The 19,007-nt window shown below is 62.9% G+C and carries 17 protein-coding genes; 9 read left to right on the top strand and 8 right to left on the bottom strand.

Going from position 1 to position 19,007, the window contains the following annotated elements:
• Positions 1–16 precede the first annotated feature (16 nt).
• The 5 genes from IVA92_RS03505 to IVA92_RS03485 are packed head-to-tail and all read left to right on the top strand — an operon-like array spanning position 17 to position 5,165.
• A complete protein-coding gene (locus tag IVA92_RS03505) occupies positions 17–1,240 on the top strand; it encodes a CoA transferase (RefSeq protein WP_247279464.1) in 1,224 nt (407 codons plus the stop codon).
• 13 nt (positions 1,241–1,253) lie between these two features.
• Positions 1,254–2,324, top strand: coding sequence for an acyl-CoA dehydrogenase family protein (locus tag IVA92_RS03500; RefSeq protein ID WP_247279463.1), 1,071 nt, complete (start codon positions 1,254–1,256; stop codon positions 2,322–2,324).
• Between the two features lie 11 nt (positions 2,325–2,335).
• Complete coding sequence (locus IVA92_RS03495) at positions 2,336–3,493, top strand: acyl-CoA dehydrogenase family protein (RefSeq protein WP_247279462.1); 1,158 nt, start codon at positions 2,336–2,338, stop codon at positions 3,491–3,493.
• A gap of 25 nt (positions 3,494–3,518) precedes the next feature.
• Entirely contained in the window at positions 3,519–4,295 is a 777-nt protein-coding gene (locus IVA92_RS03490; RefSeq protein ID WP_247279461.1) for an enoyl-CoA hydratase/isomerase family protein, read from the top strand.
• A gap of 9 nt (positions 4,296–4,304) precedes the next feature.
• A complete protein-coding gene (locus IVA92_RS03485) occupies positions 4,305–5,165 on the top strand; it encodes an amidohydrolase family protein (protein ID WP_247279460.1) in 861 nt (286 codons plus the stop codon).
• A 21-nt stretch (positions 5,166–5,186) separates the two neighbouring features.
• Here IVA92_RS03485 and IVA92_RS03480 read toward each other — a convergent pair whose 3' ends face one another.
• The 6 genes from IVA92_RS03480 to IVA92_RS03455 all read right to left on the bottom strand — a co-directional run bounded on the left by IVA92_RS03480 (position 5,187) and on the right by IVA92_RS03455 (position 11,682).
• On the bottom strand, positions 5,187–5,642 hold the full coding sequence (locus IVA92_RS03480) for a PaaI family thioesterase (protein WP_247279459.1): 456 nt from the start codon (positions 5,640–5,642) through the stop codon (positions 5,187–5,189).
• A gap of 105 nt (positions 5,643–5,747) precedes the next feature.
• A complete protein-coding gene (locus IVA92_RS03475; RefSeq protein ID WP_247279458.1) occupies positions 5,748–6,917 on the bottom strand; it encodes an NADH:flavin oxidoreductase/NADH oxidase in 1,170 nt (389 codons plus the stop codon).
• A 179-nt stretch (positions 6,918–7,096) separates the two neighbouring features.
• Positions 7,097–8,308 (bottom strand): ABC transporter substrate-binding protein, encoded by a 1,212-nt coding sequence (locus IVA92_RS03470; RefSeq protein ID WP_247279457.1) that lies wholly within the window; start codon positions 8,306–8,308, stop codon positions 7,097–7,099.
• Positions 8,309–8,383: 75 nt separating this feature from the next.
• Positions 8,384–9,646 (bottom strand): NADH:flavin oxidoreductase/NADH oxidase, encoded by a 1,263-nt coding sequence (locus tag IVA92_RS03465; RefSeq protein ID WP_247534134.1) that lies wholly within the window; start codon positions 9,644–9,646, stop codon positions 8,384–8,386.
• Positions 9,609–10,820 (bottom strand): CoA transferase, encoded by a 1,212-nt coding sequence (locus IVA92_RS03460; RefSeq protein ID WP_247279455.1) that lies wholly within the window; start codon positions 10,818–10,820, stop codon positions 9,609–9,611. The genes IVA92_RS03465 and IVA92_RS03460 overlap by 38 nt, the downstream gene beginning before the upstream one ends.
• 16 nt (positions 10,821–10,836) lie before the next feature.
• On the bottom strand, positions 10,837–11,682 hold the full coding sequence (locus IVA92_RS03455; protein ID WP_247279454.1) for an amidohydrolase family protein: 846 nt from the start codon (positions 11,680–11,682) through the stop codon (positions 10,837–10,839).
• Positions 11,683–12,129: 447 nt separating this feature from the next.
• Here IVA92_RS03455 and IVA92_RS03450 point away from each other — a divergent pair, with 447 nt between their 5' ends.
• On the top strand, positions 12,130–12,867 hold the full coding sequence (locus IVA92_RS03450; protein WP_247279453.1) for a helix-turn-helix domain-containing protein: 738 nt from the start codon (positions 12,130–12,132) through the stop codon (positions 12,865–12,867).
• A gap of 603 nt (positions 12,868–13,470) precedes the next feature.
• Here the strand turns inward: IVA92_RS03450 and IVA92_RS03445 are convergent.
• Both IVA92_RS03445 and IVA92_RS03440 read right to left on the bottom strand, forming a co-directional pair.
• Positions 13,471–14,511, bottom strand: a complete 1,041-nt coding sequence (locus IVA92_RS03445; RefSeq protein WP_247279452.1) for a tripartite tricarboxylate transporter substrate binding protein — start codon at positions 14,509–14,511, stop codon at positions 13,471–13,473.
• Positions 14,512–14,719: 208 nt separating this feature from the next.
• The gene (locus IVA92_RS03440; protein WP_247279490.1) at positions 14,720–15,691 is read right to left on the bottom strand and encodes a LysR family transcriptional regulator; all 972 of its coding nucleotides are present in this window, start codon (positions 15,689–15,691) and stop codon (positions 14,720–14,722) included.
• Between the two features lie 170 nt (positions 15,692–15,861).
• On the opposite strand from IVA92_RS03440, the gene IVA92_RS03435 reads away from it, so the two are divergent.
• The 3 genes from IVA92_RS03435 (at position 15,862) to IVA92_RS03425 (ending at position 18,896) form a co-directional block, all read left to right on the top strand.
• Entirely contained in the window at positions 15,862–16,482 is a 621-nt protein-coding gene (locus IVA92_RS03435) for a UbiX family flavin prenyltransferase (protein WP_247279451.1), read from the top strand.
• Positions 16,483–16,507: 25 nt separating this feature from the next.
• Positions 16,508–17,929, top strand: a complete 1,422-nt coding sequence (locus tag IVA92_RS03430) for a UbiD family decarboxylase (protein WP_247279450.1) — start codon at positions 16,508–16,510, stop codon at positions 17,927–17,929.
• Positions 17,930–18,056: 127 nt separating this feature from the next.
• On the top strand, positions 18,057–18,896 hold the full coding sequence (locus tag IVA92_RS03425) for an AraC family transcriptional regulator (protein WP_247279449.1): 840 nt from the start codon (positions 18,057–18,059) through the stop codon (positions 18,894–18,896).
• Positions 18,897–19,007: the final 111 nt, after the last annotated feature.

Here is a 19,007-nt window from a genome sequence, read left to right as displayed (position 1 = left end):
GATTTGAGACAGACACATGCAAGGTCGACGCAATCTTCCACTCGATGGCCTCACGGTCATCGATCTCGGGCAGGTTTATCAGGGGCCGTACGCGACCTACCTGATGGCCAAGGCCGGCGCCAAGGTGATCAAGGTCGAACCGCTGGCCGGTGAGCCGGTGCGTCAGCGCGACAGCGTCAGCCGCGGCTCGGGCGCGCCGTTCGCGATGCTCAACGGCCACAAGAAGTGCATCACCCTCGATCTGAAATCCGCGAAAGGCAAGGAGATCCTCAAGCGTCTGGTCAAGGACGCCGACGTCCTCCTGGAAAACTACGCACCGGGTGTGATGGATCGTCTGGGCATCGGCTGGTCCGTGCTGCACGAGCTCAATCCCCGATTGGTCTACGCATCGGGATCCGGTTACGGACTGTCGGGTCCGGATAAGGACAATCTGGCCATGGACGTGACGGTTCAGGCCGTGTCAGGCTTGATGAGCGTCACCGGCTTTCCAGATAGTCCGCCCGTCAAGGCCGGCCCGGCCCTGGTCGACTTCATGAGTGGAATTCACCTCTATGCCGGGGTGGTGACGGCGTTGTACGAGCGGCAGATCACGGGCGTCGGCCGGCTGGTGGAAGTGGCGATGCAGGAGGCCGTGTTTCCCGCGCTCGCCTCGAACCTGGCGTACATGTACGACATCGGCAGGGCACCGCCGCGCACCGGCAATAGACACGGGGGGCTCTCCGCGGCGCCTTACAACGTCTATCCGGCAAGCGACGGCTACATCGCGATCATTGCGACCAACGACAAGCATTGGGGCAATCTGCTGCAAGCGATCGGACGGACTGAACTCGCGGACGATCCGCGATTCCGCGACAAGGTCGCGCGCGTTCGCAACATGGACGAAACCGACCAGTTGATCGCGGACTGGAGCTCGAAGATCACCCGCGAGGAGGCCTGCGCGGCCCTGGCGAAATTCAAGGTTCCGTCCGCGCCGGTCCGCGACCTCGAAGAGGTCTGCAATGACCGGCATATGCATGCGCGCGGGATGCTGGAATGGCTCGAGCATCCGCAATTCGGACGGATCGTGATTCCGGACAGCCCGATCCGCATCCACGGTGCCGACAGGCTGCCGGCCGCGATCTCCTCCAGATTGGGTGCGAACACCGACGAGGTACTGTCGTCTATGCTCGACATGTCGGAATCCGAAATCGCCGTGCTCCGAACCGAGGGCGTAATCGGCCCGCACCCTTCATCCACCTAACGAGAGAATGACGATGTCAGCTTCGGAAACCCTCGTCGTCGAAACTGCCGCGCGTGTCCTTGCGGATTTGGCCGATCCGCAGACCATTGTCCAAAGCCGCGACGATGCCTGGAAGGTACCGCTCTGGTCGTCGCTTCAGGAGATCGGGCTGGACCTTGCCTGGGCTTCCGAGACCGCTGGCGGGGCAGGGGCGTCGCTTGACGATGGCTTCGGCATCATTCGCGAGGCCGGCCGCGCGGCATTGGGAGTGCCACTCGCGGAAACGCTTCTCGCCGGGTGGCTGCTGGATCGTGCGGGTCTGACCGCGCCGGGCGGCCCGATGACGGTGGCGCCGGTGCGGCCGAAGGATCATCTCACGCTCGACAAGGCCGGCCGCGTCAACGGCCGGGCCCGCATGGTGCCCTTTGCAAGCGATGTCGAGCATCTCGTCGTTCTGGCCACCGGAGACGACGGGCCGTCAGTGGCTCTGGTCCGAACGGCCGATTGCAAGCTGAAGCCCGGCAAAAGCCTGGCGGGCGATGCGCGCGACACCGTGGAGTTCGCGAACGTGCTGCCGGTTCATCGTGCGCGCCTGAAGGAATCGGGAGCGCGCGAGAAGGACGTCCTCCTGCTGATGGGCGCAGCTGTGCGAGCGCAGCAGATTGCAGGCTCTCTGGACAGGATCCTCGAACTCTCCGTTCTTTACTCGCAGCAGCGTGTGGCGTTCGAGAAGCCGATCTCGAAATTCCAGGCGATCCAGCACAGCCTCGCGCGGCTCGGTGGAGAAGTTGCTGCGGCAGCGTCCGCTGCGGCGTCAGCGGCTGATACCATCGTCAATACCAGCTTCGATGACGACGCCGCATTGCTGGAGATCGCAGCGGCCAAGATCCGTTGCAGCGAGGCTGCGGAGGTCGGGACAGGCATTGCCCATCAAGTGCACGGCGCGATCGGCTTCACTGACGAGCATATCCTGCACCGGTTCACGCTCCGTCTGCTGTCGTGGCGGGATGAGTTTGGCGACGAAACGTTCTGGAGTCTCAAGCTCGGCGAGCTCATTGCAGCCAGAGGTCCCCGGAAACTCTGGCCCCTGCTGGCCTCTCGCTGAAAGGAGCCGCGATGTCCCTCATTCATTTCGATGCCATGCGCCTGCCGGCTCATTGCCAGGAACTGCGCAAGGAGGTCCGGGCGTTTCTGGAAAGCGAGATCGCTGCCGGCACGTTCGATCCGGACAGGCCGGAGGTCGGCGACAAGAACGCGGACGAGTTCTCGCGCCGCGTCGGCGCGAAAGGCTGGATCGGCATGACGTGGCCGAAGAAATATGGCGGTCAGGAGCGCAGCTTCCTCGAGCGCTATGTCGTCACCGAGGAGATGCGCATCGCCAATGCGCCCGTGCGGCGCTTCTTCGTCGCGGACCGGCAGAGCGGCCCGACCCTCATTCGATACGCCCATGAAAAGATCAAGCAGGACGTCCTTCCCCGCATCATCCGCGGCGAGCTGTTCTTCTGCATCGGCATGAGCGAGCCCAACTCCGGCTCGGACCTGTTCGCGGCAAGCACGAAGGCGACCAAGACGGACGGCGGCTGGCTGATCAACGGAACGAAGGTTTGGACGAGCAGCGCGCACATTGCGGACTACATGATCGGCCTGTTCCGGACCTCGGGTTCGACTAAGGAGAACCGGCGGCACGGCCTGACGTCGTTCCTGGTCGACATGAAGACGCCGGGCATCACCTGCCGGCCGATCGGGCAGATGAGCGGCCAGCGCGACTTCAACGAGGTCGTGTTCCAGGACGCTTTCATCCCGGACGATCACGTCATCGGCGAGGTCGACGGTGCCTGGAAGCAGGCAACCAGCGAGCTGGCCTATGAGCGCTCCGGCCCTGAACGGTTTCTCGAAACCTACGACGCGCTGCTTGCTCTCACTCACGCGGCGGGCGCGAAACCGGACGTGCGCGTGACCGTCGGCATCGGTCGGTTGGTCGCGCAGTTGCACACGCTGCGCCGCATGTCGGTCTCGGTGGCTGGGATGCTCGAAGCAGGCCGTGAACCGGTTGTGGAGGCCGCGATCGTCAAGGACCTCGGCACGGTGTGGGAGCAGGGCCTGCCGCACCGGGTTCGCGAGCTCGCCTCGTTGCTCGACCTCGAGGACGACGAGGAGGACACCTTCCGCAACAAGCTCGACTTCGAGCTCAAGATCGCACCGAAGCTGACAATCCAGGGCGGCACCACGGAAGTCCTGCGCGGCATCATCGCGCGCGGATTCGGACTTCGCTGATCAAGAAAAGGGAATCTGACACCACATGAGCACTGATATCGCGGTTACCACGCAGGGCCACGTCGCAATGATCGAGATCCAGCGGCCGCCGCTGAACTATTTCGATCTTCAGCTCATCCGCGACATCGCCGATGCGCTCGAAAAGATCGATGCAAACAGCGAGATCCGGTCCGTCGTTCTTGCCGCGCAGGGCAAGGCGTTCTGTGCCGGCGCGGATTTCAATACGCCGGCCCGGGACGCGCCGGCCAGTGGCGACCAGCGAGACGGCGGCCACCTCTATATCGAGGCCGTCCGCATCTTCCGGAACAGGAAGCCGATCGTCGCAGCGGTGCAGGGCGCCGCGATCGGTGGCGGCTTTGGCCTCGCGATGTCGGCGGATTTCCGTGTGACCTGCCCCGAGGCCCGGTTTGCCGCGAACTTCACGCGCCTTGGCTTCCATCCGGGCTTCGGACTGACCGTCACCCTGCCGGAAGCCATCGGCAAGTCGAACGCCGAGCTGATGTTCTACACCAGCCGGCGCGTCACCGGTGAACAGGCGCTGGCGATGGGATTGGCCAGCGTGCTGGTTCCTCAGGACCAGGTTCGCGCGGCCGCCATGTCGCTCGCGCAGGAGATTGCCGAATGCTCGCCGCTCGGCCTGCTGTCCACCCGTGCGACGATGCGTGCCGGACTGGCGGACCGCGTCAAGAAGGCGACGGACCATGAACTCGCCGAGCAGAACCGTCTGCGCGTGACGGACGATTTCCGTGAAGGCGTCAAATCCACGGCGGAGCGCCGATCCGCCAATTTCACCGGCAAGTGAGGGGGCAAAATGATCGAGAAGCTCGAAAAATTGCCGGATGGCAGCGCTGATTGCCACGTCCACATCTATGGGCCGTTTGATCGTTTCCCGGTCGACTATTCCGGCAAATTTGCTCCGAAGCAGGAATTCCCGGTCGAGATGCTATTCGAAGTCTGGAAGTCGATCGGCATTTCGCGCGGCGTGATCGTCCATGCAGGCAATGCCGGCTCGGATAATGAGGTGACGTTCGAGGCGTTGAAGCGTTTTCCGGACAAGCTGCGTGCAGTCGCTATCCTCAATCAGGACGTGACCGACAAGCGGTTGGACGAGTTGACCGATGCCGGCTTCAAGGGCGTGCGCATCAATCTCCTGTATCAGGACGGCAAGCCTGTGTTGTCGGGCGGCGGCATGAATCTGGACGACCTGAAGGCCTTGGCGCCGCGCATCGCCGAGCGTGGCTGGCACGCGCAGCTCTGGATCGAGACCGGCGATCTGCAGCAGCTTGCGCCGGAGATCGAAAAGCTCCCGCTCGACTTCGTCATCGACCACCAGGGCCGCACCATGGCAGACAAAACTGTCAGTTACAGCGGCTACCAGTGGTTCTGCGACCGCGGCCTCAAGAGCGGCCGCTATTGGTGCAAGCTGTCTGGCGCGGACCGCAACACGCGCATTGGCAGCCCGTACAAGGACACCGAGGACTTCATGAAGGCGCTGGTTGCCGCCAACCCGGACCGGCTGGTCTGGGGCAGCGACTGGCCGCATGTCGGGCACGCAGAAGACGCCGTCCCGAAGGAGTCCGTGCTGATGGATCTGTTCAGGCGTTGCGTGCCTGACGAAGCCGTCCGCAAAAAGATCCTGATCGACAATCCGACCCGGCTCTACGGCTTCTGATCGCCGAGAGCTGCAAAAAGATCACGCCGGGCTGGGCCCGGCGGAATTCCTGGGCCGTAGAGCCACCGTCGAACTCGCAGTTGCGATAAGCACGTCGTTGGCGTCCCGCAGCTCGGCCTCCATGAAGCCGATGCTGCGGCCCTGCCGAACGACCTTGCCATGGGTGCGGTACAGGCCGGGATGCGCCGGAAGCAGGAATGCGACCTTGATCTCCAGGCTCGCGACCGTGATCAGGTATTCACCGCGCAGCAAGCTGGCGGTCGCCATGGCCGCATCGAGCCAGCCCGTGACGATTCCACCTTGCACGATGCCACCCTTGGGATGGCCTTCAGTGGAATGACAATGCCGCGGCTCGGCATGCCATTCGATCACGACGCGATCGCGTGTCTGATCGTAGGCGACAGCGCCGACGCCGAGCAACTCCCAAGCCGCTGGCCGTCGGGCCTCGGTCTGCTTGATCAAATCTTGGTACGACATGTCTGGTGATGGCTCGCATTGCTGGATGTTCACGAGGCGAGCCGCAGCACGCTCCGCAAACAATCAGCACAGGCAATGTCGCTGCGCAACCACCCCCGGCGGTTATCAGCTATCCGCCGCGATGCCTTTCTGCCATGTGGAGGGATTTCCGCCAAAGCCGCGGCGGGCCCGCTTTTCGAGCCAGTAACCCATTTGCGGCGGGACCGCGCTGAAAGTCGGGTCGACGCCGAGTTTCTGCGCCGCATCCATCGCCCAGTTCGGGTTGTGGATGAACTCGCGGCCGACGGCGACGAGGTCGGCCTTCTTGTCCTGAAGGATCGCTTCGGCCTGGTCGCCGTGAATGATGAGACCGACTGCCATGGTCATGATATCGGCTTCGCGGCGGATATAGTCCGCGAACTGGACCTGATAGCCGTACTCGTTGAGGCGGAAGAAGTTGGGGACCTTGCTGTTGAGCCCGCCGGTGCTGCAGTCGATGACATCGACGCCCTTCGTCTTGAGGATGCGCACTAGCCTGGCGTTCTCCGTCGGACCCCAGCCGGCCTCGTCCTCTATCGACAGGCGGACGAACAACGGCTTCGACGCCGGCCAGTTGGCGCGCACGGACTCGGCGACCTCGATGGCAAACCTCATGCGGTTGGCTTCGCTGCCGCCATAATCGTCCGTGCGCTGGTTCGCTTCCGGCGAGAGGAACGAATGGATCAGATAACCATGGGCGGCGTGCAGCTCGACGACGTCGAAGCCGGCCCGATCGGCGCGCGCGGCCGCCTTGCCCCAGGCGTCGATCGCATCGGGAATTTCGCTGCGCTCCAGCGCGCGGGGCGTGAAATAGCCGTTGCCGAACGCAAGCGCGCTCGGACCGATCAGGTCCCAGCCGTCAACGTCATCGACGTCAGCAAGGTCCTGGGCGGAGAGGGTGCCATCTCCCTCCCAGGGCCGCCGGGCCTTTCCTTTCCGGCCGGTATGACCGAGCTGGATGCCGGCTGTGGCGCCGTTCGACTTGATGAAGCTCGCGATGTCACGGAGCGGAGCGATGAACTTGTCGTCCCAGATGCCGAGGTCTCCGACCGTTCCGCAGCCGCGGCGCTCGACCTTGGTCGACTCCACGATCACCATGCCGGCGCCGCCTGCGGCGAACTTGCCCGCGTTGGCGATATGCCAGGCGGTCGGAAAGCCGCGCTCCGCAACGTATTGCAGCATCGGCGGGACCACGATCCGGTTCTTGAATGCGACGTCCCGAATGCGTAGCGGCGAGAACAGCAGCGTTTCGTTCATCCCGGACTCCCTTGTTTGTTGCGGGGAAGATTAGGGGGCCGGTGTTCGCGTGCCAATGCGTGTCACTGACGGCGCAGCATTTCCATGGATGTGAAAAGGGACGCACGTTGACGACATCCGCGGCAGCGCCAGGCGGCAGCACTGCGTCCGCCGCCCGGCTTTCTCACAATACCTGGCGATCACGACTTCTTCATCAGCGAACACTTGCTTTGTTCGCGCGGAATGTTGGCGTCTTCGGCCGGGACGGTTGCGACGACGTCATAGAAATCCCACGGCGTCTTGGACTGCTCCACCGTCTTTGCCCGCAGCAGATAGTAGTCGTGGATGTGCATGCCGTCTTCGCGCACATAGCCCGTCTCCGAGAAGAAGTCGTTCACGGGCATTGAGCGGAATTTTGCTAGTACCGCAGCGGTGTCGAGCGTGCCGGCCGCCTGGACGGCCTTCAGGTAGTGCATGGTCGCCGAGTACATGCCGGCCTGAACCATGGTCGGCATGCGGCCGAGCTTGTCGAAGAACCGCTTCCCGAACGCGCGCGAGGCATCGTTGCGATCCCAGTAGAAGGCTTCCGACGTGTACAGACCCTGCATGTTCTTCAGGCCGACCGACTTGGCGTCGGTGATCTGAAACAGCAGCGCTGCAACTTTCATCTTGCTCTTGAGACCGAGCAAGCCGAATTCGTGAGCCTGCATCAGCGAGTTGGAGGTATCACCGCTGGCATTGGCGAGCGCCAGCACATTGGCGCCGGAGCTCTGGGCCTGCAGCAGGAAGGAGGAGAAGTCGCTGGTGTTGAAGGGGTGGCGCACCGAGCCGACGACCTTGCCGCCGTTCGCTTTGACCACAGCCGAAGCATCCGTTTCGAACGCATGACCGAAGGCATAATCGGCCGTCAGGAAGAACCATTCGTTACCGCCTTGGTTCATCAAAGCCTTCGCTGTGCTGCGCGCCAGCGTGTTGGTATTGTATGTCCACTGGAAAGTGTTGGGAGAGCATTTTTCGTTGGTGATCGTCGAAGCGCCCGCCGACGACACAATCATCATCTTGTTCTTGTCGCGGACGAGGTCCGCCAGGGCCAGCGCGACCGCGGAGTTGCCGATATCGAGAATGACGTCGACGTTTTCGGTATCGATCCATCGCCTGGCGATGCCCGAAGCAATATCCGTCTTGTTCTGGTGATCGGCGAAAGTGAGCTCGATCGGCTGTCCCAGCAGCTTGCCGCCGAAATCGGCGATCGCCATTTTGGCGACTTCGACCGCCGCAGGCCCGGCGGCATCCGCATACTGCCCCGACTGATCGTTGAGCACGCCGAGCTTGACCGGCTTCGATGCAGGCGCCTGCGCGTGAGCCGAAGCAAGGCTCAGGAAAACCATCGATGCTGCCAGCGCACTTTTCATTTCTTCACTCCCTTTGGAAATGTCTGTTTCTTGAACTTCGATTGATTTCGCGACGAGATCCGCGCGAGCGAGGTCTTATTCGGCCGCCTCGCGGTATCGCTCCACCCCGTCCAGGCTTTCGCCATTTGCTCGAAGGGCGCCGCCCCATTTCGCCAGCCACCAGCCATATTGCTCGGGCCATTTTTCGAAATTGCCGGTCAACCCGAAATGCTCTGCGGCGTGGAGAGCCCAGAACGGATCGTAGAGCATCTGGCGGGCGAGGAAGATGAGATCGGCCCGCCCGTCCTGCAGGACTTTCTCGGCGAAGTCAGGGGTCCGGATCATGCCGACGGCGCCGGTCGCAATGTCGGCGTCACAGCGAATGCGTTCGGCAAAGGGTACCTGGTAGCCGGGACCGCGGCCGAGATTGGCATTGGTCGATCCGGCGCGCAGATTGCCGCCCGTCGAACAGTCGACCAGATCGACGCCCAGCTTTTTCAATTCGCGGGAGAAGACAACGCTGTCCTCGATCTCCCAACCGCCGTCGATCCAGTCTGTCGCGGATATGCGCACGAACAACGGCGTGGATGAAGGAAGCGCAGCCCTTACGGCGCGCGTCACTTCGAGCGGAAAACGCATCCGGTTTTCGAGCTTGCCACCATATTCATCGTTGCGGAAATTGGCGAGCGGCGACAGGAACGATTGCAGCAGGTAGCCGTGCGCCATATGAAGTTCGATGACGTCGAAACCCGCGAGCACGGCGCGCCGCGCGGTCGCGACGAAGGCATCGCGCACGCCCTCGAGACCTTGCTTGCTGAGAGGAATAGGGGTCTGAAAACCATCGGAGAACGCGACATCCGACGGGCCCGTGGGCACCCAGGTTTCCTCGCCCATCTCGATATCGCGGTCGGTCAGATGGCTGTTGCCCCGGAACGCGCGCTGCTGGCTGGATTTGCGTCCGCCGTGATTGATCTGGATCGCGGCTTTTGAGCCTCCGGATTTGATGACATGAACGATCTGGCGCATGCCGTCGATCTGGCCGTCTTCCCATAATCCGGGATCGCCGTTGGTGATGCGCCCCTTCCGGGTGACCGATGTCTGCTCTACGAAGACGAGACCGGCGCCGCCTTGGGCGAACTTGCCGTAGTGAACCAGATGGAACGGCGTGACGTAACCGTTCACGGCCGAATACATCCCCATCGGCGAGACGACGATGCGGTTGCTCAGCTCGACGCCACGGAATGCGATGCTTTCAAACAGCTTGACCATTGTGATCTCCCCCTGAATTTCGCGGACCGAGACATTCGCCCCTCGATGTTCGTCATGCTTGTGCGATGGCGCCGGCGCGGCGGAGCGCATCGATCTCGCCGTCGGACAGGCCGAGATATTGCGACAGCACTTCGCCATTGTGCTGACCGAGACGCGCGGACGGGATGTAGTCCGGCGCCGCTGTATCATGCAGCACCAGCGGACTGCGATGAACGAGGATGTCGCCGTATTCGGGATGGGCGATCTCGCGCAGCATGCCGCGGGCGTGGAGATGCTTGTCTTCGGTCACCTCGCGCAGGTCGCGAACCGCGGCGCAAGGAACCCGGTTGGCGCGGCAGAGCTCGGTGATCTCGTCGCGCGTGAGCTGCGAGGACCAGTCGGACACCATCTGGTCGGTCAGGTCGATGTGCTTCAAACGGTCAAGCACCGTCTTGAAGCGCACGTCGTCGGCCAGTTCCGGCCGCCCCATCGCGCGCGTCAGTCCAGTCCAATGGGATTCGTTGACGCTGATGATGGCGACGTGGCCGTCGGATGCGGGGTAGACATTATAAGGCGCCTCGGCCAGTCCGCCGTGACGGTTGCCCGTGCGGGGAGCCGCCGCCTTGCGATTGAAGACATCGGCCAGATTCGAGGCCATTGCCGGATAGACGGTCTCGACCATCGCGATCTCGACCAGCCGGCCGCGGCCGCTCTTCTCACGGTCGTAGAGCGCGGTGAGGATGCCCGCGTAAAGATGTACGCCGCTGATGAAGTCGGTGATAGCCGGGCCGGCCTTGACCGGCGGACCATCGGAAAAGCCCGTCACGCTCATGATACCCGACACGGCCTGCACCGTCAGGTCCATCGCCAGATTGTCGCGGCTCGGACCCGACAGGCCGTAGCCGGTCGCCGAGCCGTAGATCAGCCGCGGATTGATCGCGCTGAGCTCGGCATAGCCGATGCCCAATCGATCGAGCACGCCCGGCGCGTAGTTCTCAATCAGCACATCGGCCTTCGCCGCGAGCTCCTTCAGGACCCTGACTCCATCAGGCGACTTCAGGTTCAGGCTGATGTTGCGCTTGTTGGCGTTCAGCATCGCGAAGGGGACGGCGTTGCCCTTGCTGATGCGGGCGCGATGACGCACCGGCTCGCCGTTCGGCGGCTCGACCTTGATCACGGTCGCACCGGCCTGCGCCATCAGGAAGCCGGCATACGGACCCTGATACACCTGGCCGAGATCGATGACGATCACGCCGTCGAGCGGCAATGTTTTGTTATTGTCCAAAGTGTCCCCGGTCCTGTCAGAAATTGTAGAGCCGCGCCGGATTGGCGATCAGGATCTTTCGGCGGGTGGCCTCATCAGGTACGCATTCGTGCAACAGACGAAGCAGGTCCTGGAGGTCGGGCATCGTCTCGGCGCTGTGGCCGACATGGGGCCAATCGCTGCCCCACACGACCTGGTCGGGCCCCGCCCGAACGATGGCGCGCATGAAGGGCGCCGTGTCCGCATAGGGACGGCCGATGCGCGTGTTGCGGTCGGCACCGGATATCTTGGTCCAGTAACGCCCGGTCTTCAGCCGGTCGGTGAAGGCCCGGAAATCCGGGTGCTCGTGGCCCTTGTCAGCCATCGTCCGTGACATGTGGTCGATCACGTAGTCGAGTGGCAGCTTCTCGAGTTCGGCCGCGGCGGCGGCCAGATCCGAGCTCTCGATCCAGAGCTGGGCGTGCCAGCCGCGCTCCGCGATGCGAGGGGCGAGCTTGACCAGATCGTCGTAGCTGGTGCCGAGCGTCGAGACTGGCTTGCCGTCCTGCCGGATCATGGTCACGCGCACCGCCTTGAAGCCGGCGTCGGTGAGTTCATCGAGCCGCCGATCCGAGACGTCAGGCCGCAGGATCGCGACGGCGCGAAGCCTGTCGGGGTAGCGACGCAGCGCGTCGTAAGTGACGGCGTTGTCGTCTCCCGATCCGACCGCATGGACAATGACACCACGCGTGATGCCGAGCTTGTCCCAGATGACAAAGGCGTCTTCGATGGTGAACGGCTTCGCGGCGGTAAATCGTCCCTCGTCTCCCTGCGGAAAGCGATCGAAGGGGCCGTAGATGTGAAAATGACAATCGCAGCTGCCTTCAGGCAATCTGTAGTCCATGCAAGCAAATCCCTGTTCGGTCCTAATGTTGCCGCTGCTGCGCGCCGTGGCCCGGTCAGCGTCACCGACGTGAATGCGACGGTCGACATTCGAGGAGAATCGTCGGAGGAGGTTCAACTTGGCGACGGGACGCCCGCGCAGCGGCCAGTCGACATCAGTCGATCGCAGCATTCCATTCCCGGCTCCATGACGTCTCCCTGCAGCACGCCCACCGGTGTGTGTGACGTTTGTTTTTTGAGCGGCTATGACGCCGGGCCTCGTCGACCAGGAAGAACACTAGGAGCGGCGCGGCTCAGAGTCCATAAATTACATATATGTAGTTTCATTTCCATATATATGGAAGAACTGGTTGCGAGGGAGGCCGGAGAATTGGTAATGCTCGCAACGCTCAGGGACCGCTTGACGAGGGTCGTCCCATAGTGCGGAACTCTTTCCAATGTGTAAGCGATGGATTCCAGCATCAAGTCGGCCAAGCGGATCTTCGAAGTCCTCGAGTACTTCGAGGATGTGAAGCGCCCGATTTCACTCAAGGAAGTCGCGACCAAGTGCGACTATCCGACGTCCAGTGCCGCGGCCCTGCTGAAAAGCATGGCGATGCTCGGATACCTGTTCTACGACAGCTACAATCGCACCTATATGCCGACGATGCGCATTGCGCAGATGGGCCGATGGCTGGACACCGGGCTCTTCGGCGACAGCGCCATCCTTGCCTTGGTTGATTTCGTTCATGGGAAGCTCGACGAGCTTGTAAGCATCAGCACACAATCTGATCTGCATGCTCAGTACATTCACGCCCTGCAAACCAGCAAGCGCCTGCGCTTTGAAGTTAAACCCGGTGATGTCCGGCCGCTTGCGATCAGCGGAATCGGACGCACGCTGCTCAGTGGTCATACCGACGTTGAGATTGAACGGCTCCTGCGCCGCATCAATGCCGTTTGCCCGCCGGAAGAGCACTTCGAACTGAAAGCGTTGATGAAGATAATTAACGGCATCCGGCGCGACGGCTACATGTTTTCAAAGCACATCATCGTCCAGGATGCGGGTGTGATTGCAGTCCTGCTGCCAAAGCGCGACTTTGGACGCAATCTGGTCCTCGGTGTCGGCGGGCCGGTCTCCCGTCTTGAGGAGCGGCAGGACGAAATCCTAGCCTGTATCCGCGAAGGTGTTGCGCGGTTCCTGGCGTGAACTCGGATGATGGGCGCGCTCAGAGACTTTGAATGCACACTCGCGTTCGCCGCGACCCCAAATGCGTCAGCTTTGACCCCGAACCGAATCAAGAAGACGGCGTTTTCTGATGCGGAGCTTTCCTCCACTGCTGCCGGATAGCAGCGGGACGGGCACCTTTCTGTCTTTGACGGTATCTTGAAATCTCCGTGCCTGTGAGCCTGTATCAGTCTTGGATACGCAAGCGAGGGGCGATCCTGTCGATAGACCCCAATAGGTAGCGGAATTGCTAGCGCTTCGGGTCGATGAATTTTTCCTGTGAATTCAAGAGCAAAAATTTGCAGCGGGTATACCGGCGGCATTGCTCCGTCGGAGTTGAGAATTTCTTCTTAGAAATCAATGACGAGCCGGCGTGCTAAACGACTGAGTGGGGGTAGTATGGGCGGCGGCTGTCTCGCAATTTGGCGTGGTTTGGTGGGGAGGTTCTCACTTCCTTTCGTATTCGAGCGTTGACCCCACTTAACCTCGATCGGTGCGTGAATTCCACGTGCTTCCACGAGCAGAGTACCGTGGCGCATTATAGCGTGCAGAATAGCAAGAGCCACGAGAGGCGGAGCCTCGGAGTCACATCGGCTCGATGCCGATTTTCTTGATGATCCTCGCCCATTTCGCGGCTTCCGAGGCCATAAATTCCTTCAGGCCGTGCGGGTCCATCACCAGCGGCTCCGCGCCCTGTTCGACGAAGAGGGCGCGCACTTTCGGGTCGTTCACGGCTTCGGCCATCGCTTTATACAGCCTTTCGACGACGGCTTTCTCGGTATTCGCCGGCGCAAGCAGCGCGAGCCAGGCCGCGCTCTCGTAATTTTTAAGGCCGGCCTCGGCCGCGGTCGGCACATCCGGCAGCGCCGTCATGCGCTTGTCGCTGGCAACCGCGAGCGGACGTGCATCACCGCTTTTGATCAGACCGAGGACGTTCGGCAGGAGTTGGAAGCCGAGCGGGACCTGTCCGGCAATGAAGTCCGGCGTGTAGGCGGCGATGTTGCGGTAGGGCACGTGCGTCAGTTCGGCGCCCGTGAGCTGCTCGAAGTAGGCAGCCGACAGGTGTTGCGAGGAGCCGACGCCGACGGTCCCGTAGTTTAGCTCGCGCGGATGCGTCTTGGCGTAGTCGATCAGCTCGGCCAGCGATTTTGGCGGCAGCTTCGAGTTGATCACGATGACATTCGGCAGCGTCGCAAACAGACCGATCGGGGCGAGATCTTTCAGCGGATCGTAGGGGAGGTCCTTGTAGAGAGACTTGTTCGCGGCCAGCGGACCGGAGGTGCTCATCAACAAGGTGTAACCGTCAGGCGATGCATGAGCCGCCGCGGCGGTGCCGATATTGCCGCCGGCGCCGGGGCGGTTGTCGACCACGAAGGCCTGCCCGAGCGATGTGGACATTCGGTTGAGCAGGATGCGCGTGACGACGTCGCTGGCGCTGCCGCCGGCAAAGGGCACGAGCACTTGCACCGGCCGGGCGGGATACTCCTGTGCTCGTACAGTACGAAGTCCCGTGGCGGCGAGCGCTGCGCCCGCGCCAAACGACAGCAAGGACCTACGGTTGAGGCGAAAGCCGTTGGCGCACGGCGCCGTGCTGTCCGCGATCTTGCTGCGACCGAACCGTGTCATCTCGGACTGGACCTCCCTGTGTCTTGTTCTGCAAGACCTGGAATCGTCCGGGACAGGAGTCATCGGGATGAGCGCCAGGTTCGCGAGCTTCTGCGCCTGGACTGTAGTTAGCAGGCCATTCCGGCCGTGATGTCGGCTGGTCTCAAAACTTACCAGCGCGTCTCATTTTGCAGCGGGCGTGACATCTTGTCCGCGCGGAATTCTGCATTCAGGAGATCGCCTTCCGACTCGGTTTCCTGCGCTCCTTACGTGAGGGCGAAGTTGCGTTACCCGAGGCAGGCTCCACGAACCCGCTCGCCACGGCGGCGGCCTGCGCAAGATCCTGGCTGATGACATCGAGCACGGCCTTGGCTGCGACTGAGACGGCGCGCCTTGGGTGATGCACCCATGCAATCGAGCGCACGATCCTCTGCTCGTCGAAGCGATGCGCCCGGATGCTGCCGCTGGCGAGCGATTGCCGGAGCGCGATGGTCGGCAGCACCGTCGCAAAGTCAGTGGTCGCGATCACGTCGCAAAGCGCGGGCAGGGTGTCGAGCTCCAGCCGCGGGCGCAGGTCGATGCCGATTGCGGCGGCGTGCTCGTCGAGAATCAGTCGCAGGCCGTGGCGCTTGGAGGGCAGCACGAGGTCGACATTCGCGATGTGGTCGAAAGGCAGTTTTGCCGGCGGCCTGATCGGGCCGTCCTTGCGGCAGGCGAACACCATCTCCTCGTCCATCACATGATGCGCGGCCAGTGGCGTCTTGCGGCGCGGCACGTTGATGAGCGCGAGATCGAGTTGGCCGGTGTTGACCCAGTCGACCAGCGTCTCGGTGTAGCCCTCGCAGGCTGACAGCGTGATCTCGGGGTAGCGGCTCGCGACCGTCGCCGACGAGCTCGCCATGGTGCTCTGCGCCACCGAGGTGATGAGGCCGACCGAAACGCGGCCCGAGATGCGCCCGCCGAGCTGCGCCATCTCCTGCCGCGCATATTCGGCATCGCGCACGATCGGCGCCGTCAGCCGCACCAGCGCTTCGCCGGCGCTGGTCAGAGTCATGCCCTGGACGCTGCGGTCGAACAGTTTCTGGCCGAGCTCGGCCTCGAGCTTGGCGATCTGCATGCTCAGCGCCGGCTGCACGATGTTGAGCTGGCGCGCAGCCCTTGTGACGTTCTTCTCCTCGGCCAGGCACAGGAAATATTGCATTTGCCTGAGTTCCACGGGGCTGTCCTTCGTTCGCCGGTCTTGTCCTTTGTTATCATTTCAGATGATTGGTGACATAAGCAATCATTATTTGTTCTGATGGATGCGATTGCCTAGTCTGGTTATGGACCGCAGCCTCAAGGGCGCGTGCCCGAGGGAGCGAAACCAGACCTATGCAGGACTCAATGCCCAAGGGGATGATCATCGGCATTTCCGGCGCCTCCGGCGTCACCTATGGCGTGCGCCTGCTCCAGCTCCTGCGCAATGCCGGCGTCGAGACGCATCTGGTGATGTCGAAGACCGCCGAGCTGACCTTTGCCTACGAGACCGATCTGAAGATCGCGGAGGTGAGGGATCTCGCCAATGTCTGCCATGGGATCGACGACATGGCGTCCGCCATCTCCAGCGGCTCGTTCCGGACCGCCGGCATGATCGTGGCGCCGTGCTCGATGCGCTCGATGTCCGAGATCGCCTCCGGCGTGACCACGACGCTTTTGACCCGCGCCGCCGACGTCGTGCTCAAGGAGCGCCGGCGCCTGGTGCTGATGGTGCGCGAGACCCCGCTGCACACCGGGCATCTCAGAACGATGACGGCGCTCTCCGAGATGGGCGCGATCATCGCGCCGCCGGTGCCGGCCTTCTACGCCAAGCCCGAGAACCTCGAAGACATGGTGGAGCACACCGTCGGCCGCGTGCTCGACCTGTTCGACATCGATATCGGCGTCGTGCGCCGCTGGGGCGAGGACGAGGCGCTCAAGCGCCGCCCGCCGCAGCTGCGCAAGATCGCGCCCTGACCGTTAGACGCTAAGGATAAAGTTCATGCAAATGGAAAATCCGGCCAGGAAGAGCGCCACGGCGCAAGCCGATCTGCGCGGCTGGCTCGCTTACCTCGCTGAACGCGGCAAGCTCGCGATTGCCCGCGAGGGCATTGGCCTCGCCGATGAGCTCGCTGCCGTCGCCAAGCGGCTGGAGCGCGACAGCGCCGTGCTGTTTCCGCGCCCCGACGGGCACGAGATTCCCGTTGTCGCCAACCTGTTCGCCGGCCGCGACTGGGTGGCCGATTCCATCGGTGTGACCGAGGACGAGTTGTTGCCGGGGTTCCTCGCTGCCGCGAACCATCCGTTGCCGACGCATGAGGTGCCTACCGGGCCGGTGCAGGACGTCGTCCACGAAGACGTCGATCTGCTCCGCCAGCTTCCGGTGCCCAAGCACAATGAGCGCGACAGCGGTCCCTATATCACGGCCGGCCTGCTGATCGCGCGCAATCCCAAGACGGGCGTTCAGAACGTCTCGATCCATCGTTGTCAGATCAGCAGCAGGAACCGCATCGGCGTGTTGCTGCTGCCGCGGCATACTTTCTCCTATTATCGTCTCGCCGAAGAGCTGGGCCAGGCGCTGGAGATCGCGATCGTGATCGGCGCGCATCCGGCCTTGATGCTGGCCTCGCAGGCGATCGCCGCGCTGGACGAGGACGAGATGGCGATTGCCGGTGCGCTGTTAGGTGCGCCCGTCGATGTCGTGAAGTGCCGGACCAATTCGGTCCGCGTGCCCGCCCATGCGGAGATCGTGATCGAGGGGCGCATTCTCCAGGGCGTGCGTGAGCCCGAGGGCCCGTTCGGCGAATTCCCTCAATATTACGGTCCGCGCGCCAATCGCGAAGTGATCGAGGTCGATGCGATCACGCATCGCGCCAAGCCGATCTTCCACACCATCGTCGGCGGCGGTTTCGAACATCTCATCCTCGGCGGCGTGCCGCGTGAGGCGACGCTGCTGCAGCATCTGCGCCGCAGCTTTCCCAATGTGCTCGACGTCCGCCTGACGCGCGGCGGCACCTGCCGCTATCATCTCGCGATCATGATCGACAAGGCCAATGACGGTGAGCCCAAGAACATCATGATGTGCGCCTTCGGCGCGCATTACGACATCAAGCAGGTGATCGTGGTGGACAAGGATGTCGACATCTCCTCGTCCGACGAGATCGAATGGGCGGTGGCTACGCGCTTCCAGGCCGACCGCGACCTCATGGTCGTCGCCGGTGCGCTCGGCTCGAAGCTCGATCCGACCACCGACAACGGCATCAGCGCCAAGATGGGGCTCGATGCGACCGCGCCGGTCAGCGCGCCAGAGCTCGCCTTCAAGCGCATCCGCGTCAAGGGCGAGGAGGACGTCGATCTCGCCACCGCGTTGCAGGCCGACCCCAGTGCAGCGGTCGCGCGTCTGCTTGCGGAGGCGCGCGCATGAGCGGAGTACCACCCGCCTGCAACTTGCGTCTTTGTGCGCGGTTGGAATATGAAGCGGGTGCCGCTAATAGTGCCGCGCCAATGAAGCGATCATTTTGCAGCGCAATGCTGCCGGGAGGATGGAACTGATGTCGACGGCCCTGCGCATCGCTCATGGCGCTTTCGGCAGGGTCGCGCTGCTCGACATGGACCGTTCGCTGGTCCGCCACGCCCATCATCACTGTCACGTCCTGCTCAAGGTCGAGGGCGCGGACACGCAGTTCATGGTCGGCGACCAGGTGACGCCGCTGACTGATACAGCGGCCGTGCTGGTCGACGGCTGGAAACCGCATGCCTATGTGCATGACGCCAATCGTCCGCGCACGCTGATCATGGCGCTCTATATCGAGCCGGAATGGCTGAAGGAGTTCCGTCCCGGCTGGGCCGCAAGCGGCGCGCCCGGCTTCTTCGAGCGGCCCTCGGGCGAGGTGTCGCCGCGCATCCGCCAGCTCACGCTGCATCTGGCGGCTGAAATGATGGCGAATCCAGACGCCGTGCGCACCCACGTGCAGACGCTGTCCGACCTGATGATCGCGGTGATCGAGCGTTTCACGCCGTGGCGGAGCTTTCCGATTTCGATCCGCGGCATGAGCGCTGTGAGCTGCGACTGGCGCATCCGCCGCGCGATGGACGCGATGCGCGTGCAGGACTCTTACGGCAATGTCGATCAGTTCGTGAAGGGCGCAGGGCTCTCGCGCGCGCAATTCTTCCGCCTGTTCGAGACCTCACTCGGTATCTCGCCAAAGATCTATCTCAACGTCGTCCGCATGGAACGCGCGCTCGAAGCGGTCATGCGCGAGGACACGCCGCTCGGCGAACTCAGCGAGCGCTTTGGCTTTCCGGAGCCGGCGCATTTCACGCGCTTCTTTCGCGATCATGCCGGCGTCAGCCCGCGCGAGTTTCGCAACGTCTCGCGTCTTGCTGGTTGAGCCTCGCAGGCTGATATTGCGCTGCACGCTCTCGAATGAGACGATTTGGTAAGTCGTGAGAGCGGGCGGTATGGCCCGCGCCGCCGCCGTCCTGACATCTGTCACCGCCGC

Origin of the sequence: Bradyrhizobium sp. 154, assembly GCF_023073875.1 — a bacterium.
Lineage (GTDB): Bacteria > Pseudomonadota > Alphaproteobacteria > Rhizobiales > Xanthobacteraceae > Bradyrhizobium.
This window is presented reverse-complemented; position numbering and strand designations above follow the sequence as displayed.

Excerpts from the sequence above, each read along its gene's own strand:
- IVA92_RS03505 (WP_247279464.1), top strand. The coding sequence starts at position 17 with ATGCAAGGTCGACGCAATCTTCCACTCGATGGCCTCACGGTCATCGAT.
- IVA92_RS03500 (WP_247279463.1), top strand. The coding sequence starts at position 1,254 with ATGTCAGCTTCGGAAACCCTCGTCGTCGAAACTGCCGCGCGTGTCCTT.
- IVA92_RS03495 (WP_247279462.1), top strand. The coding sequence starts at position 2,336 with ATGTCCCTCATTCATTTCGATGCCATGCGCCTGCCGGCTCATTGCCAG.
- IVA92_RS03490 (WP_247279461.1), top strand. The coding sequence starts at position 3,519 with ATGAGCACTGATATCGCGGTTACCACGCAGGGCCACGTCGCAATGATC.
- IVA92_RS03485 (WP_247279460.1), top strand. The coding sequence starts at position 4,305 with ATGATCGAGAAGCTCGAAAAATTGCCGGATGGCAGCGCTGATTGCCAC.
- IVA92_RS03480 (WP_247279459.1), bottom strand. The coding sequence starts at position 5,642 with ATGTCGTACCAAGATTTGATCAAGCAGACCGAGGCCCGACGGCCAGCG.
- IVA92_RS03475 (WP_247279458.1), bottom strand. The coding sequence starts at position 6,917 with ATGAACGAAACGCTGCTGTTCTCGCCGCTACGCATTCGGGACGTCGCA.
- IVA92_RS03470 (WP_247279457.1), bottom strand. The coding sequence starts at position 8,308 with ATGAAAAGTGCGCTGGCAGCATCGATGGTTTTCCTGAGCCTTGCTTCG.
- IVA92_RS03465 (WP_247534134.1), bottom strand. The coding sequence starts at position 9,646 with ATGCGCTCCGCCGCGCCGGCGCCATCGCACAAGCATGACGAACATCGA.
- IVA92_RS03455 (WP_247279454.1), bottom strand. The coding sequence starts at position 11,682 with ATGGACTACAGATTGCCTGAAGGCAGCTGCGATTGTCATTTTCACATC.
- IVA92_RS03450 (WP_247279453.1), top strand. The coding sequence starts at position 12,130 with ATGGATTCCAGCATCAAGTCGGCCAAGCGGATCTTCGAAGTCCTCGAG.
- IVA92_RS03445 (WP_247279452.1), bottom strand. The coding sequence starts at position 14,511 with ATGACACGGTTCGGTCGCAGCAAGATCGCGGACAGCACGGCGCCGTGC.
- IVA92_RS03440 (WP_247279490.1), bottom strand. The coding sequence starts at position 15,691 with ATGCAATATTTCCTGTGCCTGGCCGAGGAGAAGAACGTCACAAGGGCT.
- IVA92_RS03435 (WP_247279451.1), top strand. The coding sequence starts at position 15,862 with ATGCAGGACTCAATGCCCAAGGGGATGATCATCGGCATTTCCGGCGCC.
- IVA92_RS03430 (WP_247279450.1), top strand. The coding sequence starts at position 16,508 with ATGCAAATGGAAAATCCGGCCAGGAAGAGCGCCACGGCGCAAGCCGAT.
- IVA92_RS03425 (WP_247279449.1), top strand. The coding sequence starts at position 18,057 with ATGTCGACGGCCCTGCGCATCGCTCATGGCGCTTTCGGCAGGGTCGCG.